The organism is Flavobacterium tistrianum, from assembly GCF_003254545.1.
GTDB lineage: Bacteria > Bacteroidota > Bacteroidia > Flavobacteriales > Flavobacteriaceae > Flavobacterium > Flavobacterium tistrianum.
The window spans coordinates 56,038-69,904 of sequence record NZ_QJRH01000063.1; the positions used below are offsets into that span (position 1 = coordinate 56,038).

Consider the following 13,867-nt stretch of genomic DNA (forward strand, 5'->3'; position numbering starts at 1 on the left):
GAAATCTAAAATCAAATTTTAGATCTTATACAAACATTTTTTTTAAACTTTCCATATAATATGGAATATCTAAATTATAAACCCTTTTTATCTTTTCCTTATTCAATAATGAAAAATTTGGCCGTTTTGCAATGGTTCTATAAGATGAGGATTGGATTCCTTTTACTTCACAAGCATATCCTCCTAATTCTTTGATATTTAATGCAAATTCATACCAACTAATCTCCCCTTCATTCGAATAATTGTAAACTCCTGGAATCCATTTTAAAGATTCAAGTATATCAATCATTGCTTTTGCCAAATCAGCAGCATAAGTTGGAGAGCCAATCTGATCGTTTACAACATTAATTTCATCTCGTTCCTGCATTAATCGCTGCATAGTTTTAACAAAGTTATTTCCAAACTTACTGTAGACCCAAGAAGTTCTAATAACAATTGATTCCGGATTTTCTTTTAAACAAGCCATTTCACCAACTAGTTTACTTTTCCCATAAACATTTATAGGATTTGTTTCCTCATCTTCATCTAAGGCAATAGATGAAGATCCATCAAACACATAATCCGTTGAAATATGAATTAATTTAGCATTATTTTCTGCACAGTATTTTGCAATTAATTCTACTGCTAAATGATTCACTTTAAAAGCCAAATCTTTTTCTTCTTCAGCTTTATCCACAGCTGTATAAGCTCCGCAATTAAATATAATATCAGGCTTAATTTTATCTAGTTGAGATTGAAGCAATTCTAAATTATCTAATGTTACTTGTATGCGATCAGCAAATATCCATTCATATTGAGGATAAGACGGCGCTAAAACTGAAAGTTCAGATCCTAATTGCCCTGTTGCTCCAGTTACTAGAATTTTTTCCATTAAAATAAGCTGTTACAATTTTCTATAAAAGGCAGGATTTGATCTTTTTCTGAAACTATAGCTTCATCCAGATTCATACCCCAATCAATATTTAAAGAAGGATCATCATATTTAATTCCGCCTTCAGAGTCTTTCTTATAAAATTGGTCACATTTGTACATTACTGAAGCTGTTTCGCTAATAACAGAAAATCCATGTGCAAATCCTTGTGGAACTAATAACTGTTTTTTATTCTCTGCTGACAATAAAATACTAAATGATTTTCCATAAGTCGTAGAATCTTTCCTTAGATCTACAGCAACATCAATAATTTCCCCTTCTAAAACACGAACTAATTTTGTTTGTGCAAAAGGAGGATTTTGATAATGCAGCCCCCGTAAGGTTCCTTTTTTTGAAAAGGATTGATTATCTTGAACGAAATCAATATCAATTCCCAAATCTTCAAATTTGTTTTTACTATAAGATTCAAAAAAGTATCCTCTTTCATCCCCAAATACTGTTGGTTCCACAATTACCAGATCTTTAATAAATGTTTCTTCGATTTTCATGTTTTATGATTTAAAAAAAGCTGTAAAAGCTTCTTTTATTCTATTTTTATCATTTTCTGTAAGATTTGACCCAGATGGCAAGCATAATCCATTTTTAAACAAATTCTCAGCTACATCACCTCCATAATAAGAATACTTTTCAAAAATTGGCTGTAAATGCATAGGTTTCCAAAGTGGACGGCTTTCAATGTTTTCAGCCTCTAAAGCTAGTCTTAAATCTTCTCTAGTATTTCCATCAACTTTGGCAGGATCGATAACGATTGCTGACAGCCAATGATTTGAATAATATTGGTCATTTGGCTCTGTTAATACCGTAATACCTTCAACATCCTTAAAGTAATCTACATAAAAATCATGTATTTTTCTTCTTAAAAGAATATGCTTATTTAAGACTTCCATTTGCCCACGACCAATCCCCGCACATATATTACTCATTCTATAATTGAAACCAACTTCACTATGTTGATAGTGTGGTGCATTATCTCTTGCTTGCGTTGAAAGAAAAACAGCCTTATCTTTTTTTTCTTTAGTTTTAGTTACTATTGCACCTCCCCCTGAAGTGGTAATGATTTTATTTCCATTAAAAGAAAGCACACCAATTTCTCCAAAAGTTCCGCACTTTTGATTTTTATAGTAACTTCCTAAAGCCTCAGCACTATCTTCCAAAACAGGAATTTCATACTTCTTTGAGATGGCATTAATTTCTTCTACTTTGTATGGCATACCATAAAGATGCACGGCTATAATAGCTTTTGGCTTCTTTCCTTTTGAAATTCTATCTTTAATAGCTTCTTCCAGTGCAATTGGGCAAATATTCCAAGTTTCTTTTTCGCTATCTATAAAGATTGGAGTGGCACCGAGATATAATATTGGATTTGCTGAAGCCGAAAAAGTCATACTTTGGCAAATAACCTCATCACCTGATTTAACGCCTAGTAAAATCAAACCTAAATGTATTGCAGCAGTACCAGAACTTAAAGCTCCCACATGAACCTCTTCTTTTAAATAATGTTCCAGATCTTTTTCAAAACCGTTAACATTAGGCCCTAATGGCGCGACCCAATTAGTCTCAAAAGCTTCTTTTACATAGTTTTGTTCTGCGCCTCCCATATGTGGTGAAGAAAGCCATATTTTTGAATTACTCATTTTTTTAAAATATTTTTTTTGCAGGGTTACCAAAATAAGTTCCTTTATTTTTTATCGATTTTAAAACTACAGCACCTGCACCAATTCTTGTATCGTCAGGAATTTTAACACCTGGAAGAATTACTGCATTAGAACCTATAAAAACATTTTTTCCTATTTGGGCACTACCACCTATATCGACATTTGCCATGATGCTTGTAAAATCACCAATGTTGACATCATGACCAATCTGGGAACCATTATTAATAAAAACTAAATCTCCGATTCTACAATCACATGAAATGACTGCATAAGGAAGCAAAACCAATCCTTTTCCACAGATTGTTCGTTCTCCTATAAAACAAGATTTATGTACAAAAGAAAATATTGAAATCTGGGATTTAATTATTTCATTAAACAATTTCTCTTTTACATTCACATCAGCAATTGCACAAATTACTGATTGATTTTTTTTTACCTTATCCAGTTCTATTTTTCCAATAATTTTTTGATCTATGTTATAGTTATTTAAAGCTTCAAGATTTTCATCCATAAAGCCTATTATCTTCCTATTGTCTTCACTAGAACCTATATTATACCAACTTGCAATTTCTCGAGCTAACCCACCTGCTCCTAAAATGATAATTTCTAAATTATTGTATTGAATACCCTCCATCAATTTTTAAATTTTGTCCTGTTATCCATTTACTAGAATCTGACAACAAGAATGTTATCGCAGGCACGACATCATCTACTTCGCCAATACCTAGAGGGTGCATTTCTTTAATTCTTTGAATATTATCCTCTTCAATTTGAGAAAATAATTTTTGGGTCATTGGTGTATTTACGACTCCAGGAGCTACTGAATTAACTCTGAATTTTCTTTTTGCAAGCTCAAGCGCAGATGCTTTTACAATTCCTAGAATAGCAGACTTTGTGGCGCAATAACCAATTTTTCCAGGCTGTCCCAATTCTCCCATAACCGAAGAAAGAAAAACTACACTAGCTCCATCATTTGAATATTTTTTCTTAGAAAAATATCTTAATAATTCAACTCCTGAAAACACATTGATATCAAATATACGCTTTACATTTTCTGGATTATACATCGTTAACGGTAACGTTTCTTCTATCCCAGCGCAATGAACGAAACCATCAAATTTTTCTCCGTTCAGCATTTCATCAAAAACCATAGTATAGCTCTCAAAATCAATTAAATCAAGAGACAAAAACTTTAGTTTATTATCAGCCTTTTCAATAAGATCTTTAATTTTATCTTTATCTCTTCCAATTCCTATTACGCTGCAATCCTGTTTTATTAAAAAATCACAAAGAGCTAATCCTATTCCAGACGTAGCTCCTGTAACTAATATTTTTTTATTTTGTATCATTTCAAATATTTTTTATACTCTTGCTGAAAATAAAGAACTCTTTCTTCTTCTTCACTTAGCTCGCCATCATATGAAGAAAATTTGACACCTTTTTGAACTTCTTGACAGATGGCTTTATCTTCATCAAAAACTTTTCGATTAAAATCTACTAGACTCTCTTCATAAACTTTTTCTAAAATAGACCCTTCACTTTCAATATCTTTTTTAGCAATAAAAACAAAACTTCTAAACAATGTCTTGTCTTCTGAAAGAGGAATAATTTGTGATAAATTAAAAGAAACTCCGTAAGTTGACGAAATTAAAATATTAGGAAAAATAATTAAATGTTTATATCCTTCAATTTTGTAATTTCTATTTTGAAATGGTTTATGAACTTTAGCTTGTTTTCCTTCATTTTCTTTCATTAACAAAACAGCATCCCACATAGAATGGTTTTTTGAAAAAGAAAAATCTAAACCATCAGCTCCTAACTTCTGAAATGTTTCAGAATGAATTAAAGCCACATGATAGCTTTCTAATGTATTCTCGACAACGATTTTCCAATTACATTTGATTTCAATTTCATTTAAATCTATTTGCTTTCCAAAATTATTAGACATATTTTCTATTTCATTATAGAATTCACCTAAATAATCTTGAAGAGTTGTTTCATCATTCTTTACTTTTAAGAATACTAAACTTCCACAGATATCAACCGAATATTCTTCTAACTTCAGACATTCTAATTCTTCTTTTGTAAAATTAAATAATGGCTTTTTAGGGATTCCAAAAGGAATTCCTTTGTCATTATATGCCCACCCATGATAAGGGCACATTAAAGGTCTGTTTCCCTTCTCACAAGTTTGAATTATAGAGTGTCTATGGGAACAAACGTTTTTAAACGCTCTAATTTTACCTTTTAAATTCTGCACAACAACTGATATACCTGAAACATTAGATACCACGAAATCATTTATTTCAGCAAAATCAGAAATAAAACCTACAAAGTTCCAAATTTCCGAAAATAACTCTTCTTTTTCTCTCTCAAAAATCTCTTTTGTGTAATATTCTTTTGGCTTTATTAAAGCTTTCATAATTTCTTATATTTCTATTATATCGAAAATCTTAGTTTTGGATAAATTAATAATCAAATTTCCCCAATTTAACCCAGAGCCATATCCACTCATTAAAACATTTTGCGAGTTATTTAATAACTCTTTGTGAGAACATACTAAAAGTGGGATTGAAACTCCACTAGTATTTCCAAAATTACTAATGTTCAAAAGCATCTTTTCTGGCTCTACTTTTAGCTGGGAAGCTACTTGCTTTATAATAAACTGATTAGACTGATGCAAAAGAAAACAATCAATATCTTCTTTTTTAATATTTGTTTTTTCTAACAAGCTAATAATGCTATTTGAAATTTCTCGCAGGGTAAAATCAAAGACTTTTGGACCATTCATACTCAAATGAAGACCATTTTTCCTATTCCCCATCTCATCACTTACAATTTCAAGACTTTTCTCAGTGATTCCATTACGGTATCCGCCATCAGGAATTTGAATTGCATTGGCATTTTCTCCATCCGAAAAGAAATTTAAATAGGATTTATTATTAGATTGATCGGCACTAATTAAAACAGCCGCCGCACCATCTCCAAATAACATTGCGGTGCTTCTATCTTCAATTGAAAGTATCTTTGAAAGGGTTTCTGCTACTATAAACAACACTTTTCCTTTCTTTAAAGATTTCACAATTGAGAATGCAGTGCTTATCCCTTGAATAAATCCTGCACAACCCGCATTAATATCTAAACATAAAATTTCTTTTTTTAATTCGAGTTTATATTGGAGAATATTGGACGTAAATGGAATTTTATAATCTGGTGTTTGACTTAAAAAAATTAAACACTCAATATCTTCTTTATTTATTTTGTGTTTATCAATTAAATTTAAAGCTGCACTAAGACCTAAATCAGATGCAGTTACATTTTCTTCAGCCCAACGTCTTTCCAGTATACCTACCGTTTTTTCAAAAACTCTATACTCTTTTGGAGACAACAGTTCTCCGAAAGAATCGTTTAAGATTTTTCTCTTAGGGACACAAGCACTAATTGCTTCAATTTCTACACCTTGAAATTCCTGAAGCATATTAATTAAATTTATCTAATCCAATTCGTTCAATCAATGAGTCAATTGTCGTTATGTCTTTCAAATCGTCACCATTTAAAGTAACTCCAAATTCATTTGACACATATCCTATTAAAACCATAGCTGCCATAGAATCCCACTCATCTAAATCTTTAAGATTTGTAGTACTTTCTAAGGTAGTTTCAATTTCCAATTCTTCAGCTAAGCCTGAAATAAAATCAACTTTTTTCATAATATTATAATTTATTCTTAATTTTAATAAGTCCTCCTGACCAAGAAAGACCAACTCCAAATCCGACAATAATTATTGCAGATTCTTTGTCAATCAATTCACTATATTTTTTTAATGCAATAGGTATCGTACAAGAAACTGTGTTTCCACCATCTTCCAAATCGATAAAAAAATTATCACTAGCAATCTTCAATCTTTTACGCATAAAATTTAACATATATGCATTTGCCTGATGAAAAACAAACTGATCAATTTTGTCAACGCTTAAGTTGTTTAGTTCAACAATTTCTTTTGTAAAGTTTGGTATAACTTCATTTGTAAAATTAAACACATCAGGTCCATTCATATACAAATGATTGTCCGTATATGTATTATCTGTCCCATATACTATTTCGGGAGCATTTGGATCATATGAAAATCTGCTACATCCATTTTTAACAATTAACTTGTCGTAGCCTAAACCATCTGTCCCGAACATGAAATTGCCAATTCCATCCTCTTCTTCTGAATATGATATTAATGTGGCAGTTGCAGCATCTCCAAAAATTGATCTATTAGATCTATCATTAGGATGAAGATATTTAGAATAAGTTTCTGCTGTTACTAATAATACATTTTTTACTTGTTCAGAACTTATTAACCCCTTTGCAAGACTAATCCCATATGTATACCCTGAACATCCAAGATTAAAATCTAAAGCTCCAATATTCTTTTTTATTCCTAATTGATTTTGCAAAATACAGGCTGTTGTAGGCAAAAAATATTCTGGACTTTGCGTGCAATACAAAATATAATCAATTTCTTGCCTATCGTAATTTTCAAATAACTTTTCACATGCTTTCAAAGCTAAATCAAAAGCCGTTTCATTTTTACCAACCCAGTATCTATTTTTTATACCTACTTTTTCTTCAAATTTTGAAAAGTCATAATCTGGAAATGCTTCTTGTAAATCTTTGTTTGTGATTTTGTTTTCAGCATGAACATATTCAATTGCCTTAATAACCATACCCATATTTAATTTCCTTTAAATGATTCTGTTGTTGCCGCATTATTGGCATTTATTCCCTCTGACCTAAAAACTTTTTCAATAGTTAAAAATACTATTTTTAAATCTAATAAAAATGAAACATTTTTCGCATAATAAACGTCAAATTTAAATTTTTCTTGCCAACTAATAGCATTTCTTCCATTTACTTGAGCCCAGCCCGTTATACCAGGTCTAACATTGTGTCGCTGTTTTTGAAAATCATTGTAGAGTGGCAAATATTCAGGCAGTAATGGTCTTGGCCCTATCAAACTCATATCTCCCATTAATACATTTAACAATTGTGGCAATTCATCTAAAGAAGTCTTCCTAATAAATGAACCCACTTTTGTTAATCTTTCCCCATCTGATAACAAAACCCCTTCTAAATCGACTTTGTCATTCATTGTTTTAAATTTGGTAATTTTAAATATTTTTCCATTTTTACCAGGTCGTCTTTGTCTGAAAAAAGGCTTGCCATTATTCGCAATAGTTAGACAAAAGATTAGTATTAAAATTATTGGCAAAGTACATATTAATAAACTCAAAGCTCCAATAAAGTCTATAAATGGTTTAAGGATTTTATACATTATTTTTTAACTTTAATTGGCATTAAACTTATTATTCCAAACTGAATCATCTTATTTCTACTTCTCATTAATTGAAAATTATATCTAAAAATAACGTAAAATCTTGTAAAATAATTTTTTGAATATAAATTATAGATTTTCATATACTCAGAATTCTTTGGAACCAATTTTGAAAAATCTTTTATTTGCTGGAAATACCAGCCCTCTTTTATTAATTTCAATCTTTCTTTAATTGCATGAATTGACATTTTATTTAATTGACCATGCACATTCTCCCCGTGGATTCTATATAAAATATAAGCATTACTGTCAACTGATATATTGTAATTGTTAATTCTTGCAAAAAAATATACAAACCAATCATGTGAAAAAAACTTCCATTTACTATAATCAATTTTATGCAAACAGCTTTTTAAATCTAATGCAAATTTTCTCGTAAAAACGTAAGTACAACCAGCGCTACCGCCTTCAAACAAAAAATCGTATTTTTTTTGTGGATAGCATTTTTTTATTAATGATTTATTATCTGTTTTCTGATCCCATAAAATTAAATTAGAAAAATATAAGCTAGATTTTTCACTCTTTAACATTTCAACTGCAGATATTATTTTTTTTGGCAGCCAAATATCATCCTGATCAGCAAATAATACATAATCATATTTTTCTATAAAATCTTCTTTCAAATATTTAATTGCACCAAAAAAATTGCTTGCAGCGCTCCCTGTTGGATGGTCATTTACTACTAAACGAATTCGTTCGTCTTCTTTAAATAAATTTACAATTCCTAATGTATCATCTTTACTTACATCGTCAAAAATAACCACATGGACATGCGCTTTCTCTTGAGACAATATCGAATCTAATTGCTCTTTTAAATACTTTTCTCCGTTATAAGATGCTAATATGATTAAAACTTTCATATAAGAAACATGTATGTTTTCAATTTCATTACTCTTTTATTTCAAACTATTTTAAGTTTTCGCGTCCCATTTTTCTAACTTATCAGCATAAACTTTAATGACTTTAGCTGGAGAACCAACTGCTATGGAATTTGAGGGAATATCTTTTGTAACAACACTCATTGCACCAATGATTGCCCCGTCTCCAATTGTTACACCAGGCAAAATAGAAACAAATTCTCCTATCCAAACATTTTTTCCAATCTTAACTTCTTGTGATTTTAAAATTCTCGAAATCGGTTTTTCATATGGGCTGCTTTGGTCTTCACCACTATAACTTCCATGATTATGATCTGAAATAAAAACCTTTGAAGCTATAAGGGTATTATCGCCAATTGTTACGCGGTTTGTAACTCCTATATGAACATAATCGTTAATTTGAACGTCATTCCCGATAATGAGAGAGCTTTTTTTTCCTATAATATCAACTCTCAAATTAATTCCAGTAGTTAATCTAACTCCCCCTATTATTCCTTTTTTGCCACGAACATAAACAGGCATCCTAACTATTCTTGCTTTTGGGTAAAATAAAATTGTAAATATTTTATCTCTTAATAAACGTAAAAAACCAAAAAATCCATATTGATCTAAATAACCATTCATCTAAATATATTTAATTTCATTTTTAAAGAACCCATCTAACCTTCCACTTATTGCTAATAAATATTTTCGCGAAGATTCTTTATGAATATTCAAAATAAAACGTAACACTTGATAAAACAGAGAAAACAGAAACAAGACAAACAAACTAAAATTCAAATTCTTACGAATTATAGATGCGTATCCATAAGCATATTTATACACTTTTTCATTAGGCATTGTTGAGACGCCCAATATAGGATGCCAAACTTGAATTAAGGAGTAATAATATACATTATAGTTACTATTAATAGAATTAATTACATAATCTAATTCTTCGCCAGAAGATATTCTTGAGCCAACCCCATAATTTTCATCAAATCTTATCGATTTAATTCTTGTAAAACAAGTAATCGCCGAATAGTAAAAACTAAAGTTAAATGAATTCAATTTTAGCAATTTATTCTCAACATCAAATTGATTATTCTTATATAAATCGCCATACCAAACACTACCAAAGACAATATCAGCTGTTGGATTCTCTTCAAAGAACGTCAAAGCGCTGGAAATTGTATTCGGATAAAAAGTACAATCATCATCGGGGAAAGTAATTAACTCACCTCTAGCCAATTCTATTCCTTTGTTTTTTGCTTTTGAAAGCCCCTTTACATCCGTTTTATAATGATTTAATATTAAATCATTCTTATATAAATCTGTCAATGATGACAAATTAATCACATCATTTTGATCAATTAGAATTACTTCAAAATTTTCTCTGCTATAATCCTGTTTTAAAAGACTATCAAATAGTTCCTTTAATTCTTCATATCTACCATAAGTAGACACTACTAAGCTTACCTTAATTGCCATAAAATTTCTAAAAAATAACGGAAACACTTAGATCTGTAAGTGTATACCATATGATATTCGCATTTATTCTTCACCACAAACATTAGTTCTGATAATAGTCTTCATACAATGCAACAATTTTATTAAGAGAAAATTGTTTAGAAAAACTGAGACTATTCGTGGCAATTTTTTCATAAAACTCCTTGTTTTCAATTAGCTCAAAAATATTATCTGCTAAAGCAACTTCATCAAACATTGAAAACAAGAGACCGTTTTCTTTATGAATTATTAAACTTTTAAAACTATCATTATCAGCGGCAACGACAGGTAGACCCATTGCCATTTTCTCAATTAATGTTAATGAAAAACCTTCAAATTCTGAAGGAAAAACACAAAACGATGAAACTGACAAAAGTTCTGCAACATTTTTGATAGCTCCAAGCAAAATGACATTTTGTTGCAGTTTGTTTTTATCCAAAAAATCTTCGATAAAGCCTCTTCTTTCACCATCCCCTGCCAAAATCAATTTAGCGGAAGGATACTTATTTACAACTATTTTTATTGCTTTTAATAGAGTTTCATGATTTTTTCCATCGCAAAACCTAGCCACGTACGTGATAATAATGTCATTTTCATTACAACCAAAGTCTGTTTTTTTTGCATCATAAATTTCTTTATGGTAGATTTCTAAATCAACACCATTTGGTATATACCTTGAAGTCTTAGATTGATATCTATATAATTGAATATTATTGCTTTGCACAACTTCAGAAATTCCTACAAGAAAAGGATTTACCAATCCGATCGTAAATTTTTCAAACAAAAATTTAAGCTTGTCAAAATACTTGTCGGATTTATAATACATTCCCGAAGTATGAACTGTATGAAAACTTTTAAAGTCATTTTTGATCCTTTTTATTGCTAAATTCTCTATTAGCAATCTGTGAAGATAAGAATGTGTATGAACTATATTTGGACATATTGAGTCTAGTACATTTGATAAATTCTTGATAGCTTTAAAAAAGAAAAAAACAGCATTAACCCCCACTAATTCATGATGTTTAATCGGAAGAGAATAGAGAGTCACATCTGAATTTATTTTATATGACAATTCATTTAAATCATTAGTCAAAGTGATAATAAAAACCTTGTATTTTTTTTTATCTAAATGATTACAAATATCAATTACAGAATTCTCTCTTCCTCCTACACATAAAGTATCTATAATATGAACTATTTTTTTCATAATTATAATTCAGAATAAAATTCACTAAACAATTTGTTTGGAGAAAATCTATTTATTGCCCATTCAGAAAAATTAGCCGTTTCCCTTTTCAAATTATTTAAGTAATACTCCTCAATTCTTTCGCTAAAGCCATCCACATCAAATGGGCTAATTAATTCGTTATGTAAAATTTCTGGTGTAGTTTCCATTATAGGTTTGATATTGGAAGCAACTATAGGCAAACCTGTTACCATAGCTTCAATTAAAGCATTTGGTTGTCCTTCTGTAATTGATGGAAAAAGATACAAATCAAAAATGGTTAACATACTCGGAACATCATTGCGATAACCTAAAACTTTAACTCTATTTTTTAAAATTTTATTCTCTTGAATACGATTTTCTAGATAAATATCTGTGTTCTTGCCACACAGTATAAAATAGATGTTTTCAAATTTAGCGCAAATAGCTTCTGCCACTTTAAGAATTGTTTCGTGATTCTTAGCTCTATTATATCTTCCAGTATGCCCTATTACAAAACCGTCTTGGGGTATACCGAAATCATCCTTATTATATTTTCTGGAAATGATCTTTTCAACATCAATTCCATTATAAATTACTTTATATTTTTTGTCATCCACATCTCTATTAGGAAAATAGAAATCAAATGCTGCCATTGAATTAGATAAAATTTTTGTTGAATTTTTGCTAGCAAGTATTTTTAAAAAATCAACAAACGATCTTTTTAAAAAAGACGATTCAAAATCATGACTAGAGCCTCTGTAAAATACTATTCGCTTTTTTAAACCCGTTAAATTTGCCAAAAACATTAAAATTCCTGAATAACTTCCTGTAAAATCTACAATACTATCTGCATTCTTATTTTTCAGAATTGAATACAAATCTTGATAAGGTTTAATTTGAAGTTTTTGTAAATCAACTTTAAGTAGTTCAATATTATTAATTTTTCTATATTCTTCTTCAAGTTCCCCAAAATGATTTCCTCTACAAATTACAGTAGGTTCTATCTTATTTTCAAAATGCCTCAAAAAACGTAGGAGATAATTTTCTATACCTCCAGAATCAAGAGTTGTTACAATAAATATTGTTTTTTTCATTACTTTTTTTAAAATCGCTATATATAAAATCTATTTTATTCTAAAAAATCTTTTTGTTGTAAGGGATCAGCTGTAAAAATAGTTGTTAAAAATAAATTGCCTTTTTTCGAAAATGTGGCAGTAATATTAGGAAGAGCACTAATTATTTCAAAAAAAAGAATAGATATCAATAATAAATGAAAAAAGCTTACAATAATTTTTTGTTTGTATTTGTATAATTCATAAATCAAAAGAAAGACAAATAAAAATCTAAGTAGAATATTATATCTATAAAAAATAGTTGGAACTGAATAAAAAAGATTTATTACTGCTGCAGTGAGCAAAACAATATTTCTCAATGTACTATCTCTATTTTTTGTTAACAAAATATAGCCATAACCGCATAAGATCCAAATTAAATTAAGTGAACTGCTAATTCGAAGAAGATATGATTCATCTAATCCTTTTTTGATAAAGTCTTCCCCTTCTAAATATGCTTCTTTTTTAACACTTAACCCCCCTGACATACCTATTAAATCAAGTATTGAATTCAATATTTGCTGAGGCATCAACATAAAAAAAAGGGAGATAACAAATATTGTTTTATATATCTTATTACTATTTGGAAAAAATAATAATATAAAAAAGACGGGCAAAAAAACAAATGTACTAAAATGGATAAATGCCGCTATTAACATAAAAAAAACAGCATAAAACTTTCTTTCAATGACACCTGTATAAAGTCCTGCCAAAGCAAATGAAGCTGCAAACATGAAACGCGTTCCTGAAAACAAATCAACATATGGTATGGCAAGACATAAAAGTAATAATGCTATTAGTCTTCTTTCTAAATTAGTTTCTACTTCAATGGTTAACTTATAAAAAATCTCTAAAATTAGACTCATAGTCACAATAGTGGTAATTGCAAAAACAAGTTGAGCAGAAAACTCTATTTGAGAAGCAAAATAAAACATGGACTGCAATATAAAATCTTGTCCAGTAAGCATTAAATATGCAAATAGTTCAAAAAATGATCCATCTTTAAAATCTTCATACAATTCAAAATATCTTGCTCTATCATTTGAAAAATGTGGTACATACATATAGCTTACCACTGCAAAAACTAATACAAGCAATTGTAATGAGAATTTTGATTTATTAATAACTCCCACAAATATAGTAGGAATTGCTAAAAAGGGAGAAACTACAAATAACCCCAAATTCAATAAATCAATTTTTTTTAACTTCATT

General features: G+C 29.6%; 16 protein-coding genes. All 16 read right to left on the minus strand.

Translation table 11 applies throughout. The features are described from left to right. Positions 1 to 25: 25 nt before the first annotated feature. On the minus strand, positions 26 to 871 hold the full coding sequence (gene rfbD / locus DMB71_RS05515; protein WP_111364372.1) for a dTDP-4-dehydrorhamnose reductase: 846 nt from the start codon (positions 869 to 871) through the stop codon (positions 26 to 28). After that, a complete protein-coding gene (gene rfbC, locus DMB71_RS05520; RefSeq protein WP_111364374.1) occupies positions 871 to 1,419 on the minus strand; it encodes a dTDP-4-dehydrorhamnose 3,5-epimerase in 549 nt (182 codons plus the stop codon). Before rfbC ends, rfbD begins: the two co-directional genes overlap by 1 nt. Positions 1,420 to 1,422: 3 nt before the next feature. After that, positions 1,423 to 2,565 (minus strand): DegT/DnrJ/EryC1/StrS family aminotransferase, encoded by a 1,143-nt coding sequence (locus DMB71_RS05525; RefSeq protein ID WP_111364568.1) that lies wholly within the window; start codon positions 2,563 to 2,565, stop codon positions 1,423 to 1,425. Positions 2,566 to 2,569: 4 nt separating this feature from the next. Further along, complete coding sequence (locus DMB71_RS05530) at positions 2,570 to 3,220, minus strand: acetyltransferase (protein ID WP_111364376.1); 651 nt, start codon at positions 3,218 to 3,220, stop codon at positions 2,570 to 2,572. Next, on the minus strand, positions 3,198 to 3,935 hold the full coding sequence (locus DMB71_RS05535; RefSeq protein ID WP_111364378.1) for an SDR family NAD(P)-dependent oxidoreductase: 738 nt from the start codon (positions 3,933 to 3,935) through the stop codon (positions 3,198 to 3,200). The genes DMB71_RS05530 and DMB71_RS05535 overlap by 23 nt, the downstream gene beginning before the upstream one ends. Further along, positions 3,932 to 5,008, minus strand: a complete 1,077-nt coding sequence (locus tag DMB71_RS05540; RefSeq protein WP_111364380.1) for an aromatic ring-hydroxylating oxygenase subunit alpha — start codon at positions 5,006 to 5,008, stop codon at positions 3,932 to 3,934. The genes DMB71_RS05535 and DMB71_RS05540 overlap by 4 nt, the downstream gene beginning before the upstream one ends. 6 nt (positions 5,009 to 5,014) lie before the next feature. After that, positions 5,015 to 6,064 (minus strand): 3-oxoacyl-ACP synthase III family protein, encoded by a 1,050-nt coding sequence (locus DMB71_RS05545; protein WP_111364382.1) that lies wholly within the window; start codon positions 6,062 to 6,064, stop codon positions 5,015 to 5,017. A gap of 1 nt (position 6,065) precedes the next feature. Beyond that, positions 6,066 to 6,296 (minus strand): acyl carrier protein, encoded by a 231-nt coding sequence (locus DMB71_RS05550; RefSeq protein WP_111364384.1) that lies wholly within the window; start codon positions 6,294 to 6,296, stop codon positions 6,066 to 6,068. Between the two features lie 4 nt (positions 6,297 to 6,300). Continuing rightward, positions 6,301 to 7,308, minus strand: a complete 1,008-nt coding sequence (locus tag DMB71_RS05555; protein WP_111364386.1) for a ketoacyl-ACP synthase III — start codon at positions 7,306 to 7,308, stop codon at positions 6,301 to 6,303. A 2-nt stretch (positions 7,309 to 7,310) separates the two neighbouring features. Then, positions 7,311 to 7,910, minus strand: a complete 600-nt coding sequence (locus DMB71_RS05560) for a sugar transferase (RefSeq protein ID WP_111364388.1) — start codon at positions 7,908 to 7,910, stop codon at positions 7,311 to 7,313. Then, positions 7,910 to 8,830, minus strand: coding sequence for a glycosyltransferase (locus DMB71_RS05565; RefSeq protein WP_111364390.1), 921 nt, complete (start codon positions 8,828 to 8,830; stop codon positions 7,910 to 7,912). Before DMB71_RS05565 ends, DMB71_RS05560 begins: the two co-directional genes overlap by 1 nt. Before the next feature lie 51 nt (positions 8,831 to 8,881). Then, positions 8,882 to 9,472 carry a DapH/DapD/GlmU-related protein gene (locus DMB71_RS05570; RefSeq protein WP_111364392.1) on the minus strand — a complete coding sequence of 197 codons (591 nt, stop codon included), beginning with the start codon at positions 9,470 to 9,472 and terminating at the stop codon, positions 8,882 to 8,884. Then, positions 9,473 to 10,318, minus strand: a complete 846-nt coding sequence (locus DMB71_RS05575; RefSeq protein ID WP_111364394.1) for a glycosyltransferase family A protein — start codon at positions 10,316 to 10,318, stop codon at positions 9,473 to 9,475. Positions 10,319 to 10,400: 82 nt separating this feature from the next. After that, positions 10,401 to 11,543: a glycosyltransferase family 4 protein gene (locus tag DMB71_RS05580; protein WP_111364396.1), complete on the minus strand. Its 1,143-nt coding sequence runs from the start codon at positions 11,541 to 11,543 to the stop codon at positions 10,401 to 10,403. A 2-nt stretch (positions 11,544 to 11,545) separates the two neighbouring features. Then, on the minus strand, positions 11,546 to 12,637 hold the full coding sequence (locus DMB71_RS05585; RefSeq protein ID WP_111364398.1) for a glycosyltransferase: 1,092 nt from the start codon (positions 12,635 to 12,637) through the stop codon (positions 11,546 to 11,548). A 35-nt stretch (positions 12,638 to 12,672) separates the two neighbouring features. After that, complete coding sequence (locus DMB71_RS05590; RefSeq protein ID WP_111364400.1) at positions 12,673 to 13,866, minus strand: EpsG family protein; 1,194 nt, start codon at positions 13,864 to 13,866, stop codon at positions 12,673 to 12,675. Position 13,867 lies beyond the last annotated feature (1 nt).